The 24,705-nt window shown below is 41.6% G+C and carries 18 protein-coding genes and 1 pseudogene; 10 read left to right on the forward strand and 9 right to left on the reverse strand.

Annotated elements, in window-relative coordinates:
- Positions 1-166 precede the first annotated feature (166 nt).
- From AAEZ00_RS02375 to gorA, 3 genes are all read left to right on the forward strand, one after another.
- Complete coding sequence (locus AAEZ00_RS02375; RefSeq protein ID WP_335687058.1) at positions 167-931, forward strand: hypothetical protein; 765 nt, start codon at positions 167-169, stop codon at positions 929-931.
- 82 nt (positions 932-1,013) lie between these two features.
- Positions 1,014-1,544 (forward strand): hypothetical protein, encoded by a 531-nt coding sequence (locus AAEZ00_RS02380; protein ID WP_351088272.1) that lies wholly within the window; start codon positions 1,014-1,016, stop codon positions 1,542-1,544.
- Between the two features lie 77 nt (positions 1,545-1,621).
- Positions 1,622-2,977: a glutathione-disulfide reductase gene (gorA, locus tag AAEZ00_RS02385; RefSeq protein WP_101033313.1), complete on the forward strand. Its 1,356-nt coding sequence runs from the start codon at positions 1,622-1,624 to the stop codon at positions 2,975-2,977.
- 133 nt (positions 2,978-3,110) lie between these two features.
- On the opposite strand, the gene AAEZ00_RS02390 is transcribed toward gorA, so the two are convergent.
- Positions 3,111-3,743, reverse strand: a complete 633-nt coding sequence (locus AAEZ00_RS02390) for a TetR/AcrR family transcriptional regulator (RefSeq protein WP_351075451.1) — start codon at positions 3,741-3,743, stop codon at positions 3,111-3,113.
- 122 nt (positions 3,744-3,865) lie between these two features.
- Here AAEZ00_RS02390 and AAEZ00_RS02395 point away from each other — a divergent pair, with 122 nt between their 5' ends.
- On the forward strand, positions 3,866-4,732 hold the full coding sequence (locus tag AAEZ00_RS02395; protein ID WP_124012827.1) for a LysR family transcriptional regulator: 867 nt from the start codon (positions 3,866-3,868) through the stop codon (positions 4,730-4,732).
- A 70-nt stretch (positions 4,733-4,802) separates the two neighbouring features.
- Here the strand turns inward: AAEZ00_RS02395 and AAEZ00_RS02400 are convergent, their stop codons facing one another.
- Entirely contained in the window at positions 4,803-5,930 is a 1,128-nt protein-coding gene (locus tag AAEZ00_RS02400; RefSeq protein WP_124012828.1) for a hypothetical protein, read from the reverse strand.
- A gap of 41 nt (positions 5,931-5,971) precedes the next feature.
- Positions 5,972-7,216 (reverse strand): dimethylsulfoniopropionate lyase DddY, encoded by a 1,245-nt coding sequence (gene dddY, locus AAEZ00_RS02405; RefSeq protein ID WP_351088275.1) that lies wholly within the window; start codon positions 7,214-7,216, stop codon positions 5,972-5,974.
- Between the two features lie 389 nt (positions 7,217-7,605).
- On the opposite strand from dddY, the pseudogene AAEZ00_RS02410 reads away from it, so the two are divergent.
- Positions 7,606-8,528 (forward strand): annotated as a pseudogene (locus AAEZ00_RS02410) (IS30 family transposase).
- Between the two features lie 147 nt (positions 8,529-8,675).
- Here the strand turns inward: AAEZ00_RS02410 and ardB are convergent.
- From ardB to AAEZ00_RS02425, 3 genes are all read right to left on the reverse strand, one after another.
- Positions 8,676-9,029, reverse strand: coding sequence for an acrylate reductase cytochrome subunit ArdB (ardB, locus tag AAEZ00_RS02415; protein ID WP_124012830.1), 354 nt, complete (start codon positions 9,027-9,029; stop codon positions 8,676-8,678).
- Positions 9,030-9,057: 28 nt separating this feature from the next.
- Positions 9,058-10,578 carry an acrylate reductase flavoprotein subunit ArdA gene (ardA, locus tag AAEZ00_RS02420; RefSeq protein ID WP_335687049.1) on the reverse strand — a complete coding sequence of 507 codons (1,521 nt, stop codon included), beginning with the start codon at positions 10,576-10,578 and terminating at the stop codon, positions 9,058-9,060.
- Between the two features lie 661 nt (positions 10,579-11,239).
- On the reverse strand, positions 11,240-12,775 hold the full coding sequence (locus AAEZ00_RS02425) for a DUF3612 domain-containing protein (RefSeq protein ID WP_351088277.1): 1,536 nt from the start codon (positions 12,773-12,775) through the stop codon (positions 11,240-11,242).
- Positions 12,776-12,928: 153 nt separating this feature from the next.
- Here AAEZ00_RS02425 and AAEZ00_RS02430 point away from each other — a divergent pair, with 153 nt between their 5' ends.
- Positions 12,929-13,441: an aldolase/citrate lyase/malate synthase family protein gene (locus AAEZ00_RS02430; RefSeq protein ID WP_157822232.1), complete on the forward strand. Its 513-nt coding sequence runs from the start codon at positions 12,929-12,931 to the stop codon at positions 13,439-13,441.
- Positions 13,442-13,849: 408 nt separating this feature from the next.
- Here AAEZ00_RS02430 and AAEZ00_RS02435 read toward each other — a convergent pair whose 3' ends face one another.
- A complete protein-coding gene (locus AAEZ00_RS02435; protein WP_335687047.1) occupies positions 13,850-14,488 on the reverse strand; it encodes a paraquat-inducible protein A in 639 nt (212 codons plus the stop codon).
- A 230-nt stretch (positions 14,489-14,718) separates the two neighbouring features.
- Here AAEZ00_RS02435 and AAEZ00_RS02440 point away from each other — a divergent pair, with 230 nt between their 5' ends.
- On the forward strand, positions 14,719-15,081 hold the full coding sequence (locus AAEZ00_RS02440; RefSeq protein ID WP_351088279.1) for a cupredoxin domain-containing protein: 363 nt from the start codon (positions 14,719-14,721) through the stop codon (positions 15,079-15,081).
- On the forward strand, positions 15,071-17,401 hold the full coding sequence (locus AAEZ00_RS02445; protein WP_124012835.1) for a putative bifunctional diguanylate cyclase/phosphodiesterase: 2,331 nt from the start codon (positions 15,071-15,073) through the stop codon (positions 17,399-17,401). Before AAEZ00_RS02440 ends, AAEZ00_RS02445 begins: the two co-directional genes overlap by 11 nt.
- A gap of 364 nt (positions 17,402-17,765) precedes the next feature.
- Here AAEZ00_RS02445 and AAEZ00_RS02450 read toward each other — a convergent pair whose 3' ends face one another.
- On the reverse strand, positions 17,766-18,959 hold the full coding sequence (locus AAEZ00_RS02450; protein ID WP_351088281.1) for a cyclic di-GMP phosphodiesterase: 1,194 nt from the start codon (positions 18,957-18,959) through the stop codon (positions 17,766-17,768).
- 416 nt (positions 18,960-19,375) lie between these two features.
- Between AAEZ00_RS02450 and AAEZ00_RS02455 the strand changes: the two genes are divergently transcribed.
- A complete protein-coding gene (locus AAEZ00_RS02455) occupies positions 19,376-20,731 on the forward strand; it encodes an isochorismate synthase (RefSeq protein ID WP_164839418.1) in 1,356 nt (451 codons plus the stop codon).
- Positions 20,732-21,282: 551 nt separating this feature from the next.
- Positions 21,283-21,963 (forward strand): 7-cyano-7-deazaguanine/7-aminomethyl-7-deazaguanine transporter, encoded by a 681-nt coding sequence (locus AAEZ00_RS02460; RefSeq protein WP_101033329.1) that lies wholly within the window; start codon positions 21,283-21,285, stop codon positions 21,961-21,963.
- A 610-nt stretch (positions 21,964-22,573) separates the two neighbouring features.
- Here AAEZ00_RS02460 and AAEZ00_RS02465 read toward each other — a convergent pair.
- Positions 22,574-24,667, reverse strand: a complete 2,094-nt coding sequence (locus AAEZ00_RS02465) for a sensor histidine kinase (protein WP_124013010.1) — start codon at positions 24,665-24,667, stop codon at positions 22,574-22,576.
- Between the last annotated feature and the right edge of the window lie 38 nt (positions 24,668-24,705).

Consider the following 24,705-nt stretch of genomic DNA (forward strand, 5'->3'; position numbering starts at 1 on the left):
GCCGTAAAGTGATTCGGCTCCCAAATTAACGAGACACTGCGCTTACAAAACAAATATTGACAGTTAGATCCCAAACGAGACTGATTATCATTTCATTTTTACTTGAATGGGCTACCATTCGCTTTATCGACAAACCTTGCCATTAATTAACATGAACGCAATAAACATGACCTTTACTTTTTGCCTGTTAAACCGCAACCATATTGGGCGCGTCGTTTTACTGCCAATGGCTGCCATGATGTGCTTACTGACATCCACGTCAGCATTCGCAATAGCTCAAGATCAACCGACTGTCGGGCTTGATGTTGCTTGGGACAATCACTACATCACTGAAGGTCGTAACAATTTGGACCAAGGCGGTATTGCATGGGCAGTTGTCAATGTTGAACAAAATGACCTTGCCGTTTATGCCATAGTAGGCCGAGCAGACCAAGTCGATTATGTGGAATGGAACCTAGGGCTAGAATATACCTTGCATCTAGCCAATGATATTGATGCAACAGTCGGCTACCAGCACTTAGCATTTTATGGCGATGAGCCTTGTTCTGATAATGAGTTTTTCGGTGCGTTAACCATTAATGGCTTAACCTGGTTTGTGCCAGCCATCAACTATACCTATGCAACCGAAGCCGGCGGTTATTTTGTTGAACTGAGCATACATAGCCCATGGGAAATTAATCAATACCTCACTTTGACACCGTACATAGTGCAAGGATTTGATTTTCAATACAGCAGCGAGCAACACAAGGGTGCTAACCATTTCCAATTTGGCCTAGAAGCCGAACATCAACTCAATGATTCAATGGCACTGTCGGCACACATTAGCCACAGCATTGCCCAAGAAGACATTAAGCAACAAGCCCAGGTCGACGAGATTCAAGGCAGCTTAAATCAAACCTATGCAGGGGTACATTTCAACCTACGTTTTTAGAATATATGAACTGGCATTTTAGCATTCCAAGACTAGACTAAGGAGGCAACTGGAAATCTCTTTTACTCAAGCAAGGAAGCTTATGTTAACTCGACTTACTTATATCCTATGTAGCTTATTCGCTGTTCTGATGATGCTATTATCTAGGCCATTACTTGCCAGCGAGCTCACCAAACTGATTATCAAAGAGCCCGATAAACGCCCCCCATTAACCAATGACAATGCCAATTCACTCCCGTCGCAATACGCGACCGATCATCAAGGTAATGTGATTATTATCCCCACAGAACAACGCTCAGCATTAGAATATCGAGCCGACGATATTTACCTTAAACCGAGCCACAAGAAATCACCCATCAAAAAAAACAACACGCGCTCATCAATAACGGCCAGTTCTGGGGTAAACAGTACAACAATCGCTAATGATCCAAGTTGTCGCTGGCTCAATAACCGCATAAAACACCTACATAAAAAACAACGTCAAACCCAAAACAGTCAATTTAGTCATTATCAAGATGAAATTGATATTAGGGAAAGCGAATGGACCTGCCTTAAGTGTGCAACCAGCGGCCCTAATAACGTTGACCGTGGTGAATGCCAATATAAACGCTAACAATGCATTGGTTTAACGACTAGATTGCAAACACAATCCCCCCTACAATGGATGCATTAACCGTAGTGGAGATCATCATGGCTCAACATTTTGACTATATCGCGCTTGGCGCAGGCAGTGGCGGCATCGCCTCAGCAAACCGTGCCGGAATGCGTGGCGCAAAAGTACTCATTATTGAAGCAAAACAAGTCGGCGGCACCTGCGTGAATGTGGGTTGTGTTCCCAAAAAAGTCATGTGGTATGGCGCTCATGTCGCAGAAGCGCTGAACCTATACGCCAAAGACTATGGCTTTGATGTCACTATCAATAAATTCGACTGGAGCACTTTAGTTGATAATCGTGAAGCGTACATTAGCCGTATTCATGACGCTTATGGCCGTGGGTTTGCGAGCAATAAAGTGACCTTCTTAAATGGCTATGGCCGCTTTATCAATAACAACACCATTGAAGTCGATGGCGAGCACTACACCGCCGACCATATTGTGGTTGCCACTGGCGGAGCACCCACTATTCCTGATATTCCGGGCGCCGAATACGGTATCGACTCCGACGGTTTCTTCGCCTTACGCGAGCAACCTAAACGGGTTGCCGTTATTGGCGCAGGTTATATTGCCGTTGAAGTTGCTGGTGTATTGCATGCGCTAGGCAGCGAAACGCATTTATTAGTGCGTAAGCATGCCCCATTGCGTAATTTCGATCCGATATTAACTGACGCATTAGTTGAAGCAATGGCAACTGATGGCCCAACGCTGCACACTCACAGCGTACCCAAATCGGTCACCAAAAATACCGATGATAGCCTAACCTTAGCGTTAGAAAATGGTCAAAGCTTAACGGTTGATTGTCTCATTTGGGCTATTGGCCGTTCACCGTCAACAGGCCATATCGGCTTAGAAAATACCGATGTACAGTTAGATGCAAAAGGCTACGTGATTACTGATGAGCAACAAAATACCACCGCCAAAGGTATTTATTGTGTTGGCGACATTATGGCGGGCGGCGTTGAATTAACTCCCGTTGCGATTAAAGCGGGTCGTTTATTGTCAGAGCGTTTATTTGGTAACATGCCAGACGCTAAAATGGATTACAGTTTAATTCCAACCGTGGTATTTAGTCATCCTCCAATCGGTACTATGGGCTTAACGGAACCAGAAGCTGCCGAAAAATATGGCCAAGACAAGATTAAGGTGTACGCCTCAACGTTCACCTCTATGTACTCTGCAGTAACCGCGCATCGCCAAGCCTGTAAAATGAAGCTAGTTTGTGCCGGTGATAATGAAGTGGTTGTGGGTATTCACGGGATCGGCTTTGGTATGGATGAAATACTCCAAGGTTTTGGCGTAGCGATGAAAATGGGCGCCACTAAAGCAGATTTTGATGCCGTGGTTGCGATACATCCAACGGGTGCTGAAGAGTTTGTTACACTGAAATGATGGACTAGAAAAGTCACTACCACATGTTTAAAAATCTAGAAATTCGAGGTTCTGGCGTTTAAAACTTAATGAGGTAAGCACTGAATACTGAATATAAAAACTGTGAGTAGCTTGATAAGCCTTCACGGTTTTTTTATGCCTGCTTATCCGCGAGCCATTGCAAGAACACCTTAATTGACGGCATGCGCTTATGTGAATGGCCCATAAGTTGAGTCATGGCATAGCTATATTGATAATACATTTCAGCATCATTGGGATGTTTTTGTGCATCGTCACTGTTGATCATCGCGCCGCGTAAATAGTCACAAAGCAACTCGCCACGATTGAATCCGCCCACTTCACCAATTTCTGCCAGGGTTTGTGTATTCCATTGTGCATACTGATTAAGCACTCTATCGAAACGCTCGCGGTAATAGTCGCTGGCTTGTATTAATATTGACTCATTAGGGATAACTCTGGCAATTACGAATGATTGCTCTGATAAAATGCGGTACAAACGTTGGCAATGATGAAAAATAAACCGTAAATAGGGGTCACTATATTGCAGCGTGTCTTGTTCGGCTTGGTTTACCCAATGACGATAATCTGCACTGGCTACGGCCACAATCAAATCGGCCTCAGAGGTAAAATGATTATAAATGGTGCCTTTGGAGATCTGGCTAGCTTGGACTAAATGCGAGCGACACAAATCAAAGGTTTTACGGCCTTTTAAACAGCGTTGTGACACTTCGATCAGATAGTTGCCGCGTTCTTCCCAGCTACTCATTTTAGACTCCACCATACTTGGGTTAAATAAACCGTCATCATCTCACACTTACAGTATAGCAAGCTTTATCGATACCCCAGATTGAGTAATACTGATACCACTATGAACTTATCCAATAGCCCATGTTAAAAATAGAATTGCTTGAAAGTTTTATCGCTATTGCTGAATGTGGCAACTTGTCAAAAGCAGCAGATAAAATTTGCCGAACCCAATCAACACTGAGCTTACAAGTTAAGAAACTTGAAGAGAGTGTCGGCCAATCTTTGCTGATAAGGGACAACAAAGGTGTCACCTTGACTGAGTCAGGTGAAACCCTACTTAACTACGCCTATAAAATGATGCTACTTAACTCACAAGCACTTGATGAGTTAAAAGATTGTCAAAATCGCGAAGTGATCCGTCTTGGTGTACCCACAGATTTTATAAAGTGTTATTTAAGCAGTTGCTTATTAGAGTTTATTCGCGAGTTTACCAATATAGAATTAGTTATCGATACCGATGTGAGTGGCAATTTATATAAACGACTTCATCAAGGTGAGTTTGACGTGATCGTTGCCACTCACTGGCAACTGCCCATAAACGGCGAACTGCTATTTACACGTCGCTTTCATTGGGCTGCTGCAGCTAACGGTAACGCCCATAAAAGCAAAACAATTCCAGTTGGCTTATACCCAGAAAACTGCCCAATTCGAGCACAGGTATTTGCTAATCATCAATTGTCTATGCGTCCTATTAAGGTGTTATTGTCGACGCCATCACCACAAGCATTATGCATGGCAGTTGAGAATGACATAGTGATTGCGCCAGTAGCCGAATTTAGAATTAACGATCAAATGCAGATTTTAGATCCTGTTGTGCATGGCTTACCACCATTGCCGGTGTTTAACGAGTCGCTTTACCTCAATCCAGAGACCCAAACAGATGCGACGCTGCAACTCATTAATTTAATAAAAGCCAATGTTGAACACAAAGGCTATCAACTCGACTAGCCCCCATCATCTCGCCACAAATCGTTGTCGTTAACCCCATCTCTTAAGTCGAGTTGGGGTTATCTAGCGATTAAAAATAGTAACCAAAGTTGATATTGATGCGGTGATCCCAGCTGTCACCGATTTCAGGTAAGCCAATATGACCATTATCTTGGGTTGAGGCATACATGTTTTTACCCATAATAAAATCGACCATGGTATAAATTGGGCCTGAAGCCAGCGCAACACCAGTGACATTTTGGTAACTGTTATCATAGTCATCATTGTCAACATCTGGAGTCACTACACCAAAGTCATTATAAAGCTTAACACTGCCCCAGCTGGTGGCGATCGTTTTAGCTATGTTTATGCTATACGCTTGCGCTTTAGAAGCAATTTCGTACTGCCAATCATAAGCTGATACGGCAATCTTGTTACTGTCTAACGCATCTGCAGCATCATACTCATACTGCATCGCCTGCAACTGCAGCGCCCAACCATTGTAACTACTGTCAAGATGCAAGGCGACGGCATATCTGTCACCATTATTGCCAGTATTACTATTATAAATTTGTCCAACCTCGACCGAAGCACCGACCACGGTTTTACCGCCTTCATACTCCATCGCGTAGGTTTGACGTAAGTTTAATTGATTGGTTTCTTCGTTATAATATTCAGTGCCACTTACCTGCCCTGAATATAAATCGGTTGAATAACGTTCGTTGCGACTGGCACCGTATTCAGCATTTTTATAAAACGCAAACTCAGTCCCCCAACCGTCATTTGAATAAACTGTTTTAATACCTGTATCATAATCATCTTCAAAGCCTAAATAATACGGTACGCCGAACCAGAAACTATTTGAAATAAACCCAGGGTTACCAAATGGCACTTGATTTATACCAACTTGAACTTGCACTTCTGGTGAGTAATCATAAAAAACATAACCATACCGTAATGCTTCCCAACCATCATAAAATCGATATTCAGATGATAAACCCCAATCATCTAATTTACCGTTAAATTTAACTGATGCCATTTCAAAGGTCAAATCACCGGCTTTATCTTTAGACGTTTCGCTATATTCTTTATATGAATAATTAGCTCTTAATGTACCTGTTACATTAATTCCATCGTCAACATCTTGTGCAGTAGAGTAAAAAGACACCATGCACAGTGACACTAATGAAGATAATAAAGACAACTTAAATAATTTCATTTTATGTTATTTCCCAATTTTTATATTTTTTAAGATGGTGATTACCATTTTAATTTGGTTAAGTCACACTGAATAACTTCATCACTATGAGCTGGTGTGCCTGGATTTTTAGCTGACTCACAAAGCAGTGTTGTGCCATAGTCATTACGTTTGTCATTAGCATTACTTCTTGCCCAGACAGACACAAGTGCACGTTCTTCTGGTTTGGCTTCACAATTACCGTCCACTTTAAAAGCATGGATGGTATTTTGGTGTAAATACACAAGAGGATCGTGTTCTGCACTACCCGATTTCCACTGGCTTTGAGCATTTAATTGATCAGCATCAAATTGTACGGTTCTAACTTTACTGTCTTCACGGACTGTGGTGACAAGCTTAGAGTCTTCACGCACTGCAAAGGTCGTAAATTCATTCGTACAGGCAGGAAGTCGCATGTTGTAATAAATTTCAGATATTGCATGATTATGGTATGGATATAGAGTGTCTACAGACTGTACTGTCATGCCAACTTCGGCACCAACTTTTTGTTTATTGATCTCATCTATACGTAACAATCCCCAATGACCAAAGATTTCTGCATAGGCATAGCCACCACGGATATTATTGAAATTTTTATCATTGCGTTTGCTTTCTTGTGCATACATAGGGAACCAACCGGCGGCAGCCCATAAGTTAGGCAATGCATTGGCACTGATATCGGTAGGAAAAGCTGAAGGCATTTTGACTTCGTCGCCCATCACCATTTTGGCAAAGTTTTTGGTAAACTCTTTACCAATTTTACGGACATCTTTGTTGGTCACTTTGTTATCAAAAAAGCTGTTAAATGATTCGCGTTTAAGCCATTTCGCAACCGGAGAGTTTTGCTCTAATTCGCCACCAGGACTGTATATCCAATTGACATCTTCGCGGGCGCCAAAACACTTTTTCGCTTTATTTGGATTATTGATAACTTGATAAATATTTTTAACCATTAACTTCATGTCTCTTCGATCCATGATGCACATGTTCTTACCGCCTTCGGTAGAATCATACATCGCTTCATCGGAGTTTAAGCATGGACCATTTTCACTATTGGTTAAGGCTACCGCATAAGACTCTAAATATTGCAGTGTTTCATTCCATAATATATCGACATACTTTTGATCATCTTCATTATACTGTGACTCTTCACCTAAACAGGTAAACTCAGCATTATTAATATCGTTTTGGTCTAAAAAACTAGGTAACTCACTTGCCATAGCAGAACTAGACAACAGCATCATCACTAACAACGTATTATATTTCATAACATCCCTCTTTCATTATTATTAAGCGCGGAAAGATATTACACTTGGAATTAATTCCAAAAATTTACACTCAAGAGGTTTGTAATAAAAAGTATTATTACAAACAGATAATAGATAATAGATAATAGATAACAATATAGAAGCAGTACATTAATTTATAAAAACTAATAACTAAAAATCTAATAACTAAGAAACTAATATCTAAAAATCTAATATCTAATAAGCTAATAACTAGAAATCTAATAAGCCAATTAGTTAATAAGTTAATAAGTTAATAAATAAGAAGAGTCCGAATTCAGATAATAACTGCGACACTCATAGACTAGGTTCGAAGAAGCCAACTGCTGAAAGTGGTAGGCTTTATCTCGCCAAAGAAAAAAAGTATCACTATGAGTTATCAGCAGTTGACTGAGGGTAGAAGATATCAGTCCTTTTAGACCAAGGCATTTCAATTGCCTTGATTGCAAAAACCATCAATTGTCATCGCGCTACTGCCTATCGAGAACTAAAGCGTTGTAATGGCCAGTCGGGTTATTGTCCTGACCATGCTCAAGCCAATGCCTGTGATATGCGACATCATTCAGCCAAATATACGATACCCGAGACAAGGGTAAGCACTGTCCGTTTCCTATTAAAACATGACTGGGGTCCAGAGCCGATTTCACAAGTGTGGTCTGGAATGGACCAAGCCGTCAGTCATGAATGGATTTATCGGTTTGTGGCAAGGAATTAGCATCAAGGTGGCAAGCTATACCGTCATCTACGTCAAGGGTATAAACGCTATCGCAGAGGCAAAAAAGAGAAGGCTCCAGCGATTAAAAATGGCATGTCTATCGAATCTGTCGATACCCGCGACCGTTTCGGTGATTGGGAAATCGATACCGTATTAGGCAAGCATGGCACAGGTTCAATAGTGACGATACTGGAGCGGAAAACCCGTTTTTACTTGATAAAGAAAGTGGCCTCAAAATCTGCTGTGGATGTGACTAAAGCCACGATTGAATTATTCGTGCCGTACAAGCAGTATGTGCACACAATAACAGCCGATAATGGTCGCGAGTTTGCTCATCACCAAGCCATTGCCAAAGCGTTAGCCGCAGAGTTTTATTTCGCTCACCCATACAGCTCTTGGGAGCGTGGCGCCAATGAGAACGCCAATGGCCGGTTAAGACAATATGTAAAAAAAGGGATCGACTTGAGGACCGTAAGCGATGACATCATCTTGTTTGCGCAGAACAGGATTAACCATCGGCCCAAGAAATGTTTGAAGTTTAAGCCGTCAGCGGTTGTTTTTAAACAATTAGCGGCTTAATTTGCCGAGTGTCGCACTTCGGAGTTGAATTCGGGACTAATAAACTAATAAATAAGAAGGGTAATTCTATTAATCATTAAAAATATAAAAGCCACATATTAATTACTTAATATGTGGCTTATTAAACTAATATGAATTTAAATTAGTTTATCCTTTATGCTTGTCAAACTTGAAAGTATGACAGTTGCTGCATAATGGTTCTTTAGGTGTATGTTCACCATGGCACTCTTGGCAAGGTACTTCTTTACCATAGTGAAGATTGTTATGTGGGTTTTGCCACTTGTCTTCTTCACTTCTAGCCGTCTGCTTTGCTAAGTCATCAACATCATGACACTGCAAACAGGATTCATCAGATGGGAACTGCTTTATGCCATTGTCATGACAAGTTTTACAGTCATTACCGATTACGTCTTTGTGGTAGTCACGGATCTCTGCTGACTGTACTGATAAACTGGTTAGCCCAAGTAGTACCAGCCCAAGTATAATATTAAAGTTTTTCATTAATGATTCCTCTTGTTCACGGGTCTAGTTAAACTTTCATAAGACTTCTAGCGGCCGTCATGCCCATCACCATACATTCTGGGATAGAACAACTACCTAAACGGCTAACGCCATGAATACCACCGCAAACTTCACCCGCGGCATAAAGACCCGGAATAGACTTACCAGTAAAGCTATCTGCCACTTCGGCTTTAGTATTTACTTTTACACCACCTTGACAGTAATGTACTTTTGGCCATAAACGCACGACAGTAAAGGGTGCTTCAATATATTTGCCAGCCGCCTTAGTCATGTTTTTACCAAACTGCTTATCTTCGCCAGTTTTAACATAGCCGTTGTATTCAGCAATTTGTGCTTTTAAGCCAGCTAAAGGCACACCAAAGTGTGTTGCTAACTCTTCAACTGAATCAAACTTCCAACCGACATTGTATTTAATCACTTTGTTGGTATTTGGATGCGCTTTAGAATCTTTAAAACTGGTGATCAACAGCGGTGGTACAGGATTGCCTTGTTCATCACGATTTTCTAATTCAGCATCGGCACGTGTTTTACGATCCGCAATTTCATTCATGAAACGCTTACCGGTTGTACGGCTAACCGCCATTGAATGAGGCAAGTTGAAGATTGAATAGTTAGACACATAACCAAAGCCACCTTCATCAGGTGAAGCCCAAGGGCCTGATTGGATATAAGCCAAATGCGTAGGGATAGCACCCAAACGGAACATTTCAAACATGCCCTCGCCTGTTGCACCTGGTGCATTGGTACAACCAACGTCTGCCGTTAAGGTTGGATCTTGCGCCATACGTAAATCTACGTTTTGCGCAAAGCCACCCGTAGCCATAATCACACCACGTTTGGCGCGAATATTAAGGACTTTACCTGGTTGGTCTTCACCAAAGTGGTAATTGGTACGCATCTTAACACCAACAACTTCGCCTTTAGCACCGACGAGGAACCCTTCAAATTTTGAACGGTTGTGGGTATTAACCCCAATGCGTTTACATTCTTTATACAATGGCTGGGTAATACCTGCGCCACAACTCACTGTGGTTTGGTAAGTACGTGCAACCGAATGACCGCCCAATTGTTGTAAGTAAGGATGATATTCAGAACCTGCGTCTAAGGTCATTTGCAACGCTTCAACCGCATGAGATGCAACATGACGTAATAAACCCTCATCAGCAACACCACGGCCAGACAATAGTTGGTCATTGACCATTCTGTCTACCGAATCTTTAACACCTTCTGTCTTTTGCATCGGCGTTTCTGGTGCAGCAAAAAGCCCACCATTAATAGCTGAGTTTCCGCCAAAATATGACATCTTCTCAAACATATGAATATCTTTTGCGCCTTTTCTAGTGGCTTCGATTGCGGCAGCTAAGCCCGCAAATCCAGAACCAATAATGACAATCTCAACTTCTTTGTCCCATTTTACACCATCAGCTTTCTCAGACACTGCCATTGCTGGTGCTACCATCGCTGCACCAGCAGCAATACCTAGACCTGCAATAAACTTACGGCGCCCTAATAGATCTATATTGCTCATAGGTTATCACCCCTTTTTGTAATTGACGGTTTATCATATCCTTGGAATTGATTCCAAAACGGGAACTGTTGTTAATGTTTGGTGAAAAAAACTGCGGATGTGAACTAATCAATTGTAGGTAGGGCTTTTAGTAACATTTGTAACGGCACATAGATTTTGGACTGCAATCCAAACTGTGAAATCATCTTACTATCGGATTTTTAACATATTAACCTATAACATTATCGATTGAGGATAACCTTAACCTAAGTAACACTTTAGGACTATGTCGAGTGCTTATTCTATTGGCTTCAGAGAGGCGCTATCAACATATTGAGTCAAAACATGACGGTTTATCAAACGGTTTCCGCTTTATTAAAAGCCATCACCACAGCCTATCACGTAAGTCAAAATGGGCTTACACGGTATGCTACTGTTTAAGATTAGCCATCGTCGCCAGCGGATCCAATCAATCACCGCGGACTTTGCGTTACGGTGCTGTTTGCTCATTTAGGCCATTAAGATATAAATAACCTCATTCCAGCATAATAAACGTTTATCAAATAGGACAAGTATTCTGCTTTGGGTCAATTTATCCCATCCCCAAAACCGAGTTGAGATTAAATAAATAACGCCTTTTTCGCCGCATCAACTTGTGCTGATGCGGCTTTAAAAAGACTATTTAACCCTGATCTCCCTCGCATAAATTACGCCCAGCGGCATAACAACTTGGCTGACGAGGACATACTGCGCCACGCGAGCAAATTAACTGCGCATCTTTTTTTATCCCGCGCTCAATCCAGTTAATATTGAGGATTTTAGCCACACTGTTGAGATCTTTTTGGATGTGTTTGGGGATAATGATTGAACCACCGCCCGCGGCACAAGCTTGTTTAAGATCGTAAGCAATCGACTGCGCATCTTTTCCTTGCGCCTCAATGGCTGGGTTTAAATCTATTCCAGCACATAGAACATGCGGATTACCCGCAGAGTCGTCGACCTTAATCGATTCACAGCAATAAATCCGCGGTTCATTACCGACATTTAAAATCGATATTTGCGCAGAGGTGCCCTCTACCGGTTCGTTGATCATTCTAAACACAGCCCAATGCTGGCAAGGGTCTTCAACCAAGCGCATGTTACCCCAAGGCAGAGGGATACCATTACCGCGGTAAACCGCTTTTAACTTACCCGGCGCATAGGCATCAAAATAATGCCAATGTGGATAAGGTGACACCACCGTCATACGACGCATGGCGACAGAAGCGGATACCTGCAATTGTTTATGTACGCTAATCTCATAGCCATGACGGTCGAGTAACTGCCGATATGGCACTTTAGGACACAATAAGGCGCCGGCAAAAAAGCTTGATTCAAAATCGCGCCACGCATGCAAAATATCTTGTGCATTCAGAGTATTAGATTGTGGTATAAGCGCATCATCAAAGTCATCACGGCGACCCGACATCATCACACTCTTTAAGCCATCTTTATTGTGTAACACACAATGACCTATGTGCACCGCCAAATCATACTTCAACCTACTGGGTCTATTTTTCAGAATATTACTGATATAAATGGTACCGGGCGGTTCAAAAAATGACGTCACCAACTGCTTAGAACTTATGCCCATTTCGTTGATGACTTCTTTAGGAACACGGTCAATCCATTTAATTTTTAAGCCCATGCCTTTAGCAATATCAATAATATCTTCGGTGGCCAGCGGCATACGCTTTAAGCCGACTTCTTCGGCGGCGCGCTCTAAATCAGGGAAATGATTTTGATGATGTTCTTGGTGGGCGCGAATAAGCAAATGGGCAAATTGACGGCCACTGGTGCCGGTTTGCGACAACATTTCAGGGATAGCAATTTGTAAGATGTCATTAGAAAACAAAAAGCTTGGCTCAAGTGGCATACCACTGACTCCGCCTTTACTACCCTTTTCGGGGGTAATCGCTTCATCTTCTGGTACGTCATCAAGAAACCAGCCCACATCTTTCTGGAAAACAACCGCTATTACCGCCAGCATATCCGCGCTTGGTACCCGCTTCCCGCGCTCGATCATTGACAAATATGACACTGATGGCGAATTACTTGAGTCAACACGCACACAACGAGCAGACAAGTCTTCCATGGTTAAGTTGTTGCGCTTACGCAAGTTTCTTATCTTGGTGCCCAAAAAATGGGTCTTTCGCATTAAGCTTTTATCATTTCTCATTTTGTATAATTCACACTGTAAAATTTTTATTGTGAAATTGTTTGTAAAAATAGCATAGACTAAAAATCAAGCTGCTAACAGAGCTTAATGATAAACAATAATTAGAAAGGTTTTCTGACCTACAACAATACGAAGAGGAATAAGGCGATGAATATGTCTACTCAAGCAAGCAATACAGCCACCCAAAACCTTAACCGCTTCATTGGTGAGCAATTTGTGGCAACGACCAATCAACAGGATCGCAGCACAAACGCAAAAGACTTTTTGGATACACATTGTCCATTAGCCAATGGCTCACACCAAGACGTCAGCAGCTATGTTGTTTATTACAATCACTTATTGGCGTTTTTAAAAGATGGTTCACAGTGTGGTTTACAAAATCCATGTCAATTTGTTGCCTTGACGGGCCACAAAAGTGACCCCACCTCTGTGGTATTAAAAAATAACGATACCCATGTTGAGATTTGTTTCGACCGCCAAGGAAAAATGGGCACCACAGACCAAGCCAATATCGAAGATATTCAGGTTGCCATTCCAATTAAGAATTTGCCAACGCCATACAAGCAATGGATTAGCTTAATCCACACAGGCTGTCAGCCTACTGAAGGTAGTTGTAAGGTATTTACTGCTAAAGATGGTAGCGACTACGCACTACATCAGCGTTAATGGCTCTGCAGTGCTTAAACACTACTGTAGTTAAACTACCACAGTACTTAATGATGCTGCAGTCGTTAACGACAAAGGCCAACTGAGAAATCAGTTGGCCTTGTTCTTGTGTACCTGGTTGGACCCAATAAATTAACACCACAAAAAGCATGATGCCTGTGACACTTTATTCACAGGTTATAAAACGTTAACACGATCCACACTGTCAATCTGCGTGATATTAAAAAACCGTTCATCTTGGGTGTTCGTGGCCAACAACTCATTATGCAAACGGCTCTCGGTTACAGGATAATCTAATTACTCGCGCGGATTAATGGCAATAATACTGGCTGTACAGAGCTAAAAACCTTGAGCTTGACGATATTTCTCAAAAACAGTTGCCGCCAAATAATGAGCACATTAAGCCGTTCATGACTCATCTGAGGTGACGTTGTGAGATTGGGATATATCGATCATCATCTGGCTGGCGATTGAAAAAATACAGTAACCTAAAAAATAATAGAAACCGATTTCAAACTGGGACTGAGTCTTGAGCGTGTCACCCATGCCGGCTGACGCATTACCTGCCATGTAAGCCACAATAATGGCTACGACAAAAACATCGGCCATAGACCACTTGCCGATAACACTTATCATTGTTCGAAGCCGTTGTTTTATTGAAGGTGCCACTGGCAGCAGTAAAATTAGCATGGTGATTAACTTAATGGTAGGGATCACAATACTGAATAACCCGACTAATATGGCAACGACAAAGTTATGTGATTGATATAGTGCCGTAATGATATCGATGATACTGCGGCTATTACGAAAGACCTCTACCTCACCTTGAAGCGTATCCAACCCAAACAGACTCGCAGCGACATCTAAGATCCCGCGGGTATTAGCACGAGAATCTTCTGTTAGATCTTGGGTTAACATATCTTTGCCCGTATCGACTAACTGTGATTTTTCAATAGTGCCCGTCATCGTTAGCATGGGCTCTGTCACCCCCGGGATCAGCAGGATTAACGATATGAGTACTAAACTGATGGATAGATACACTTTCATGGATACCTCGAGTGATAATTTTTGATAGCGATGAGCCAGCATAGTGAAACAAATTGTCGTGTTTTGCCGTGAAGATGATAACGTGTTTGCGATCCTTGTAGCTTATGATGCCATATTGGTCATGTTATTAACCATTACGCGACACTCTTAATAATGAGACAAATACATGCAAAGGATCCAATTTACGACATGTTTGCTCATTTTCTGACGCTAAACAATTTGAACTAAAATTGTATGTTGGTGCTACCGAGGATGCTATCGTCTTTAATAAAGCGGGATTAGTTGCCATCGGCTGTAATATCCATGACGATATGCAGGCATTTATTTACGTCTCAAAAAGTGCTTATTTCTCGGTAAGTAATGAAGCGGGTCAAATGCAGTTAACTGATTTACCTACCGGTGAATATCAAGTCAATATCTGGCATCCTTGGCAAGTTAACATTCAGCAACCGACTTCACTCACCCTTAATGATGGTGACCATAAATTAACAATTCGCATCAATATTGACCACCAAGATAAACCATCGTCGCCACCTAGCGGCTTTGTTACTGACCATTATCCAAGCGATACCACGGGACAACATGCCAACTAGTTTTCGCAACCGACTAATTATTGCCTTCCTGTTTATTTTAACCCTAACGCAGTTAACCACTGCAGTGTTTGTGTTAAGTGCAACTCAACGTGATTATCGTCAGCAACAAACTCAAAATCTTAAGATTGGATCAAATGTTTTTGTTGATATGCTGTCTAACCGGAGCGAGCAGCTTAACCAAAGTTTGTCACTGCTCAGTGCTGATTTTGATTTTAAACGCGCGGTAGCCACTGGTGAGCAAGACACAATATCTTCCGTTTTATCTAACCATGGCAGACGCATTAATGCCGACGCAGCTATTTTGCTATCGCCGCAGGGAAAATTACTGTCATCAAGCTTGCAAGGTCTGACTAAATTTAATGTCGATGAGCTATTTGCATTAACCAAAAACCGCTCAACGACTTTCGACATTGTTAATTATGACCACAGCAGCTACCAATTTGTATTGCAGCCAGTCAAAGCGCCGACATTAATCGCTTGGGTTGGCATGGGTTTTTCGATGGATAAAAACCTCGCTGACCAAGCCAAAGCCATTACTGGAATTGATAGCAGTTTTATCAACCAGTCAGCCGGCAGAATTAACATCGTCTCGACCCTACCTGAAGCTCAGCAACAAGATGTTTTAACGCGTATTAGCCAGCTTGCAAAAACGGTTGATGAGGTCAGTGATGACATATTATCAGGCTACCTATCCACCACCATTGCGTTAGATAACAATAGCGGTCATCAATTAGCGCTGTTACATCTGTCAAATGCTAAGTGGCAGCAAAATTACGATGCCCTGCGTAATAACATGCTAATCGTGTTTGCGATAACCTGTTTATTGGCGTTTATGATTGCAGCTTGGTTTGCTGGAGGGTTAACTAAACCTATTTATGCGTTAGTTAATTTTGCCAGAAAAGTCGGTCAAGGCGAGGATCCCCGGCCCATTGAAGTTGCCCCGGCTGAATTACAAGTGTTAGCCAACACCTTATCGATAATGCGTAAAAATATTGAGTCGCGCGAAAACGATTTAGTTTATCAATCACAGCACGATAATCTCACCGGTTTATATAATCGCGTGGCCGCTAAACAACAACTCAGCCTACTGCTCAGTAAAATGCATGGCAGTTTAGTCATGATAGACATTAAAAACTTTCGTCACTTAAACAACATCATTGGGTTCGCTAATGCCGACGATCTGCTGGTGTTGTTTGCCAGTCGCTTAGAAAGCTTATCCCCTAACGCTCAGTTAATATCGCGCTTAGATGGCGACTCTTTTTTGTTGCTATTCCAACCGAGTATTCCTCTTGAAAAGCTTGATAACTATTTACGTCAATTAACCAACCCGTTTGCGATTCAGGGGTCAAAAATAAGTGTCAATGTGCGGGTAGGGATTGTTGATTTATCCAGTGACTATGACAGTAATGATATTGATACTTTAATTCGCCATGCCGAAATTGCATTAAACCAAGCTCGAGTTGAATCACTAGGCATTGCAACATATCAACAAGGTGAGGATGAACGCTATCTGCGTGAGTTAATGATCATCCGTGATTTACCGATTGCATTAACCCAAGGACAACTGCATTTGGTTTTTCAACCTAAAGTGGATATTCAGACCAATCATTGCCATAGTGCGGAAACCCTGATCCGCTGGCATCACCCTGAATTGGGATTTATCCCGCCTGATGAGTTCATTCGCTTAGCCGAAAATTCAGGTAATATCTCGATGATCAGCGACTGGGTGCTAACGACCACCATTAAACAGCTAGCCCTATGGCAGCAACAAGGTATTTCACTCACGGTGGCGATTAATTTATCAGCCCACGATCTCACTAATCCTCAGCTACCACTGGACATTGAACAGTTACTTATAAGCAATAACTTACCCATTACCGCCCTGTCGATAGAGATAACTGAAGGCGCTGTGATGAAAGATGCACAAACGGTGATTGCCGTTCTACAGCAATTTAGAAATATCGGTTTGGCGATTGCCATCGACGACTTTGGCACTGGACACTCTTCATTAGCCTACTTAAAGTTACTCCCCGTTAATGAAGTAAAAATCGATCGCAGTTTTATCAAAGATATTCATACTGATGCAACGGACTTAATGATTGTCGACACCAGCATTAGACTGATTAAGGGACTTAATTTATCCGTCGTAGCTGAAGGCGTTGAATCTGTAGAAGGGATCAATATTCTGCGCGAACTTAATTGCGATATAATTCAAGGTTATGTGTATTCTAAGCCGCTAAAAGCAGATGATTTTATTGTGTGGTTCCAACAGTTTAATCAATCCAATATTCACCATCCCAGTAAGGATACGCTGCGCTAATGTACCAATTAATATGCATTGTGTTATCGGTGCTATTAAGCCTCATAGCCACTTCTGCTTAAGCTGACACGAGCAAAATAATCGCTACTGGCGGCGCGACAACCATTGAAGGTAGTGCTGGGGTGAATAGTTCCTTGGGCAGTCATTAATGGCTATGCAAGCTCGGAAGAATTTTAATTGAAGCACTCAAACAACAGCATATCCCTTTAGCCACACGTCATGGGTTACTTGCTAAGTTAGCACCAATGTATCAACAGATTATCGATCATTAATCGTGTCTAACACCGTTTGATATAACATAGTTGGAGTATGCTGACTTTTACCTATTTACCCCATCCCTTAAACTGAGTGAGGCTTATATTGATTAGTAAAATGGGCTAGGATCAACATCGAGCATACTTGGCGATACACCTCGCTCAATATGTAATTCCGATTTAAATAGGTCAACCATGGTCACGTCGGTATAGCGCTTATACTTAATTGAATAAAAACACTTCACGATAGGATGCAACGCATCACGTCCCTTTGAGTCCCATACAATTCCAATACGGTGATCCGATAACTGAACTAATGAACCAACAGGATAAATACCCACGCAACGAATAAACTCATATACGAGCTTTTGATCAAGATGAAATGGCGTCAGGCTGATCATAATTTTAAATGCCGCCGCTGGGCTCATGGCCTCTTTGTAACAGCGAGTCGCAGTTAACGCATCAAAAATATCAACAATACAACTCATGCGTCCATGTTGAGGAAGTTGCTCGTCCTTAAGACCATTAGGATAGCCACGACCATCGAGTTTTTCATGGTGCATTAAGCACACATCTTTGCTGACCTGTGATAGTCCTTTTGTTTCATTCATGATTTCAATTGCATAGAATTGATGCAATTTAATGTGCTCAAATTCTTCCGGGGTTAACTTACCAGGCTTGTGCAATATTTCGTTATCGACTTTAATTTTGCCAATATCATGTAAAATACCGCCCACCGCCATTTGCTTGAGCAGTTCACGATCAAGGTTAAGGTGTTTGCCGAAGGTCACCAGTAAAAAGGCCACATTAATAGAATGTTCAAATAAGTAAGCATCTTTGGTGCGCAAAGCAGAAATACATTTAAAGGCATCTGCATCCCCCATAACCGACTCAATCATTTTATCGGCGACAGCTTCAAATTCACCCACTTCGATGGCTTTACCACCGAAGGTTTCAGACATCACCTTTTTAATTAATCCTTTTGCTTCAGCAAGTAGCTTTTTAGCCTGCGCTTGCTGACCATCTCGAGTTGCCGTCGCTTTACGCATCAATGGACGAATAGCTGAACTCGATCGATTGGATTTTTTTAACCCGCAGGTATCAGATGATCGCTCAATATCCACCCACACAAACGCAATACTATTTTTTTTCAGTTTTAAAATTGCATCACGATGTTTGATTTGTCCGGGGTTACTAATAGCTACTTTTCTATACTGATGATCTATCGCCGAAACAAACATGCCTAAAGCAAGTTTATCGATAGGGATTTTGATGACATTGCTTGATTCAACAGAATCATTCATTGTGCAAATTACTCCGGGAGGGAAAACTAAAAAGACGGCATCTTGATCACCTGACTACTGTTAGTATTTTGAACTATTTTACTGCATTCGCCTATTCATTTTGTGCCACTATTATCATTTCGTCACATAATTTATTATCAAACCTTTACACATCACTCAATGAATAGATGATTGTTTTATAGACATAATAATAAAAAGGGCACTTATGTCAGCGAGGATATATCTAAAGAGATAAGCGCTACATAAAGTAAAGCCAGAGTATCTTATCAACGGAATAAGCCACTAATATGTCATTATCGGCGGTTATTGATATTATATTAGCAATTAAGATCACACGATTTAACCTTGCTAATTGACACTATTTCATCACTTTATTACCGTATAGTCTGTTGCTGTTATACGTGAGGTATTTCTTTTTGGGCCACTTCTTTTCATCACAATTCAGTGAACTGATCACTAAGCTGAAACAGCTTAGTAAAGTGCCTGCTCGCGAATCCATAATTCAACTTTCGGTAGAAGCCCCTGCATTGCCTTTATTGTCTTGGTTAGCAGCACAAAACCAATACCCCAAAATATATTGGCATGGCAGAGATAGAGACGAAGATATCGCCGCTATTGGATCATGTAAAAGTTTCTTTTTTAAAGACCAAGTTGACGATAATGACCTGGCAAAAATTTATCAACAACAGCGTAATAAAACCAGCCAACAAGACATTCGTTATTATGGCGGCCTGGCTTTTGACCGCACAGTAGAATGCTGGCCAGAATTTGGTCGCGCACACTTTATTTTACCGCGTATTGAGTTGCGCCGAAATAGTCGTACTCTCAAGATCCTCGTTAACCTAAACTTTGATGGCGTTGATCCCGACCAAGAAATTCAAGCGGCTATCGATGCCATTGAACGAGTACAAAAACCACAGCCTTTATCTCCACCCAATAAAATGAGCTTAATGGGTCGCAGTGATTTACCCAATTTTGAACGCTGGAAAGAGTTAGTAGAGCAAGTCACTCAGGCTAATTTTAATCGCTCAACGCCTAAAGTGGTACTCTCTCGTCATACCCAAATTGATGTGAACGACGATATCGATCCTTGGACAGTACTGGCTTGCTGGCAAGGTCGCAATCCCAACAGTTTTCAATTTGGATTCCAATTTAGCCCTGAGCGCGCGTTTATTTCCTGTTCACCAGAACGCTTGTATTTACGTCGCCAACAAGAATTGTTTACCGAAGCGCTTGCGGGTACCACAGTACGGGGACTCAATCCTGAAGAAGATAATTCTCTGGCACAAGCATTATTAGATGACTCTAAAAACAGTCATGAAAATCAGCTTGTTAGAAAGCACATCGTTGATGCGCTCACCCCATTAAGTCAGTATATAGGTGCCGACGAGAAGCCTAAAATTTTTAAACTGGATCATATTCAACATTTACATCGCTCGATCAGGGCACAGCTAAGGCCTGGGGTAAACGATTTTGAATTACTGCGCGCGTTACATCCCACTCCTGCTGTCGGCGGCTTACCACGCAATGCCGCATTGAACTTTATTCGTCAAAGAGAAGGTTATGCTAGAGGCTGGTATGCTGGGGCTTGTGGCTATTTAAATCACCATGAATCAGAATTTTCAGTTGCGATTAGAAGTGCACTCATCGAGCCTAGAAGGATCAATTTATTTGCCGGAGCAGGCATAGTCGCCGGCTCAGATCCTGAGGCGGAATGGCAAGAACTGGAAAATAAATTAGCCACTGTACTGTCTATTTTGATCGACTTTTAATATCCCTCAGCTTACTGATGCTTATCTCATTAACCGCAACTTGGGTTTATAGATGAGATAAGTAAGCTAACATTAAAATATGTCACCTCTTTAAGTCACATTTGACATGTGTTTTGCTAATAAGGCGCCTTCACCAGTTAATAGCGGTGTTAATAGCAGTGTTAATAGCGGTATTAATAGCTGCGTCATTAGCCGGTCTGTTGCAAGTCAATTCCACATCGTTAGCAGAACAAAGAGCTTGTTGGTAAGCGCTTATGATCTCGAGTTGAGGTGACTTAACCTCGACGATATCTTTCGCTTGTGCAAAGCCCATGCTATTATCCTGCCCCCGTGGCTGCTAACACTTATGTATTGCCTTGAAAAGGGTGGACTAACAGGTGAATTTAACGCCAGCACTGCCAATAAACTAAAATAATAATATTCTCTATAACAGACATTAGCTTATCTGTTTAACGGTGGCTAAATAGCCTCGTTAGCACAGGCCAAGACTGTTAACCAAATTAATAGCGGGTTCCCTCACCCCGCGCTAACCCAATTAAAAAGGCCACAATATGTTGACGTTAACCCAGGCGAAATATCGCCGAGCACTGATGTTATTAGTCAGTTTTCACATCTTAATTATTTGCGCAAGTAACTACCTCGTTCAACTGCCATTTCAGCTATTTAGCTACCACACCACTTGGGGTGCGTTTAGCTTTCCATTTGTATACTTAGCAACCGACTTAACCGTTAGAATTTTTGGTCAGCGAGCCGCAAGAGGCATTATCGTCAAAGCCATGATACCGGCACTCGTGGTGTCGTATTTAGTGGGAGTATTGTTTCATCAAGGCCAATTACAATCATTTTCGGCTTTAGCAGAATGGAATAATTTCGTGTTTCGTATCGCTTTTGCCAGCTTTGTGGCTTACTTAATTGGCCAGTTAATGGACATCACAGTATTTGCTAAATTACGTCAAGCCAAAGCGTGGTGGGTCGCACCAGCGGCATCGACGCTAATCGGTAATTTAGTGGATACCTTAGTGTTCTTTAGCATAGCGTTTTATGCCTCGAATGATCCCTTTATGGCAACTCATTGGCCAGAAATTGCCACTGTCGACTACGTCTTTAAGCTTATAGTGAGCCTAGGTTTGTTTTTACCGGCATATGGCGTGTTATTAAAAGTACTGCAAGACAAGATTTTACTTAATGCAGCCACCAATAATGACAATGTTGTTATCCAAGTATCCAAATAATCATCATGACTCTTTAATGATGGCGAGATGAGTACAAGCAACTGTCGGCTTCAATAGCTGGGCCGGCGGTGTGCTTTACTCATTCAACGTTTACCACACTTGCGACAGATGCAATGACGCCGATTGTTATCTGGACTCCCCGTCAAAGAATACCTTAGGTTATCTGAAGCCGATTGACACTCATATTCGCCCTACACCTCAGGAATGAGCTAGTGCTAGTTAGGTTAATGATAAGAGTAAACCACAAAAGTCCACATTCTCTTTGAAGCGAGAACAACCTTTAAGGCCATAATAACCGCGTGAAAGACTCTCATTCTATAGCGCACATCTAAATATCTACCAATATGAAAGTGATATATAAAATAATTACCCTAATAATCATAGGCTAAAGAGAACTTTTTCGTTTATTGAATATAAAGAGTAGATTAATCATGATAAGCACTTGCAAATACAAATGAGAATGATTACTATTAATGCGCGTTCCAAAACTCGGTTAATCATTAAAGACTTCATCACCTTTAATTGGTTTTCAGAGTTCGCAAGCACGACATTGCTCACACACTCTTTGTGGCCGGGTTAATCACCCGGCTTTTTTTTGGCTGATTTTAGGTTAGCTATTGAATCCATCACCAAAATGCAAGCCTTCATATGGCCCAAGCTGTTGATAATCTTTAGCATTATGATAAAGCCCAATGGTAAATATAGTCCCTTTTCCTACCGTCGAATTGACTTCGATCGTACCACCAAGCCGTTTAATAATGCCATAACTCAGAGAAAGACCTAAACCGGTACCATCTTTACGCGTGGTATAAAATGGATCAAAGATACGACTCAAATCTTCTTTAGTAATACCTATCCCTTCATCTTCCACTTCAATTTTTACGCCTATAGGTTTGCCCTCTTCCAACCAGTCGTATGTTCGTAGCCAAATCCGGCCTTTATTTTCAATAGCATGAGCAGCATTAACCATTAAGTTAATGAGAACTTGTAATAGTTGAGGTCGATTGACTTCAACCGATCCCGTCGCGGTGAATTCCTTGATAAGCGTCACTTCTTGTTGCTCAATAGAATGGCGTGCTAATAACAGCATTTCTTCAACTATTTGCGTCACCGGTTGTAACGTAATAGGTGCATTGAACTCACCAGGACGACTGTATTGCAACAGGCTTCGGATAATCGTAGTGATCCGACCCACTTGTTGGATCACCAACTCGATTTCTTCTTCTACCACAGTCGCATTGTCACCAAGCTCAGCTTTTAATAACTCCATGTTGCCCAAGATAACCGCAGTAGGATTGTTGATTTCGTGGGCAATACCGGCAATCAGTTCTCCTAATGCGGTGAGTTTTTCGTTAGTGACGAGTTGTTGTCTGGTCGCATGCAATAATGCGACATTACGTTCAAGTTCCTCGGTTTTATCTTGCAAACTGCGGGTACGCTGTTCCACTTTAATCTCAAGTTGCTCTGCAGCAGCTTGAATTTGGGCATTACGCCGCTGCAACTGATCAAGCATGCTGTCAAATTGCTCCGCTAAATGAGCCAGCTCATTCTCGCCATTTATGTCTAATTTACCAATTCTGACATTTCGCCCTGACTGAACGGCAGTAACAACTTGATGAATATGTTCAATCGGTTGCAATAAGCTATTCGCGCCTCGGTACACTAAAAAACCTGAGATCAATAACACCAGAACTAAAATGGTACCTAATTCAATAATATTGAGTAAATAATTATGTAAAAATGGCGATTCAGAAAATCCAGCATAAACCATCCCAATCCTTTGGCCGCGAACATCTCGTAAAGGTAGGTAACCCGAGATATACCAATCATTAAATACAAAGGCTCGATTTATCCACGTTTGCCCTTCAATCAATACTTGTTGATATACCTCATCAGAAACGAGTGTTCCTAGCGCTCTATTGGGTTTTTGATTTTCTTTCGGAAACAGCTCCATTGGCACATTGGTGCTAATGCGAATATTATCTAAAAAAAGGGTTACGGTACCAATTGAGCGTTCGGGTAAGGTCCCTTTGGCGTAGACTAAATCACGGATATGATCGACGATAATAGTATTATGATTAAACAGCATACCGCCGTCCAAATACCAAAATACATTTCCAGACTGGTCAGCTATGGGTAATAAGGTTCGGCTTAATAAGCCGCGTGTTTCAATACTTTTTTTAGGTTGCTTGGCATGCGAGGTCGGGATCAGCGTAATTTGAGCCTGCGTTGCTAAACTTGAATTAATTCTTTGGAGACGTTTGGCAGGCAAGACCATCAAACCCGACAACACCTTCTGTTCGGTTTGGTGTAACATCAAACGTAAGTCTGGGTCGGCGGCGGCATCTGCAACACTAATTAAGCGTAAGAAATCTAATCCTAATGTTTGCTGTTGCTGTGCTAATAGCATATTTAATGCACTAATTGCATTGGGATTAGGTTGTTGCTCACTGTGTTTTAGTAACCTAAATGCATGTTGAAAATCCCATGATTCACTTATCGAATCTAATTGTTCTTGTTGCCTTTCCTGCATTTGCATTAAGGTACTATTGGCCACAACCAAGTCAGCGTTCACTTTCATGAACAATTGCTTGCCTGTATATATTACATTCCAATAAATCGTAATAAACACCAAACTAACCAAGGTTAATAAAATAGGCAGTGATGTCAAAAACAAGATCCGATAACGTACTTTAGCTTGCATTTGCTGCCAACTAAGACCGAAAACTCGTGTAAAAATAC

The organism is Shewanella sp. S1-49-MNA-CIBAN-0167 (assembly GCF_040310145.1).
GTDB lineage: Bacteria > Pseudomonadota > Gammaproteobacteria > Enterobacterales > Shewanellaceae > Shewanella > Shewanella psychromarinicola.

Excerpts from the sequence above, each read along its gene's own strand:
- AAEZ00_RS02375 (WP_335687058.1), top strand. The coding sequence starts at position 167 with ATGACCTTTACTTTTTGCCTGTTAAACCGCAACCATATTGGGCGCGTC.
- AAEZ00_RS02380 (WP_351088272.1), top strand. The coding sequence starts at position 1,014 with ATGTTAACTCGACTTACTTATATCCTATGTAGCTTATTCGCTGTTCTG.
- gorA (WP_101033313.1), top strand. The coding sequence starts at position 1,622 with ATGGCTCAACATTTTGACTATATCGCGCTTGGCGCAGGCAGTGGCGGC.
- AAEZ00_RS02390 (WP_351075451.1), bottom strand. The coding sequence starts at position 3,743 with ATGAGTAGCTGGGAAGAACGCGGCAACTATCTGATCGAAGTGTCACAA.
- AAEZ00_RS02395 (WP_124012827.1), top strand. The coding sequence starts at position 3,866 with ATGTTAAAAATAGAATTGCTTGAAAGTTTTATCGCTATTGCTGAATGT.
- AAEZ00_RS02400 (WP_124012828.1), bottom strand. The coding sequence starts at position 5,930 with ATGAAATTATTTAAGTTGTCTTTATTATCTTCATTAGTGTCACTGTGC.
- dddY (WP_351088275.1), bottom strand. The coding sequence starts at position 7,216 with ATGAAATATAATACGTTGTTAGTGATGATGCTGTTGTCTAGTTCTGCT.
- ardB (WP_124012830.1), bottom strand. The coding sequence starts at position 9,029 with ATGAAAAACTTTAATATTATACTTGGGCTGGTACTACTTGGGCTAACC.
- ardA (WP_335687049.1), bottom strand. The coding sequence starts at position 10,578 with ATGAGCAATATAGATCTATTAGGGCGCCGTAAGTTTATTGCAGGTCTA.
- AAEZ00_RS02425 (WP_351088277.1), bottom strand. The coding sequence starts at position 12,775 with ATGAGAAATGATAAAAGCTTAATGCGAAAGACCCATTTTTTGGGCACC.
- AAEZ00_RS02430 (WP_157822232.1), top strand. The coding sequence starts at position 12,929 with ATGTCTACTCAAGCAAGCAATACAGCCACCCAAAACCTTAACCGCTTC.
- AAEZ00_RS02435 (WP_335687047.1), bottom strand. The coding sequence starts at position 14,488 with ATGAAAGTGTATCTATCCATCAGTTTAGTACTCATATCGTTAATCCTG.
- AAEZ00_RS02445 (WP_124012835.1), top strand. The coding sequence starts at position 15,071 with ATGCCAACTAGTTTTCGCAACCGACTAATTATTGCCTTCCTGTTTATT.
- AAEZ00_RS02450 (WP_351088281.1), bottom strand. The coding sequence starts at position 18,959 with ATGAATGATTCTGTTGAATCAAGCAATGTCATCAAAATCCCTATCGAT.
- AAEZ00_RS02460 (WP_101033329.1), top strand. The coding sequence starts at position 21,283 with ATGTTGACGTTAACCCAGGCGAAATATCGCCGAGCACTGATGTTATTA.
- AAEZ00_RS02465 (WP_124013010.1), bottom strand. The coding sequence starts at position 24,667 with ATGCAAGCTAAAGTACGTTATCGGATCTTGTTTTTGACATCACTGCCT.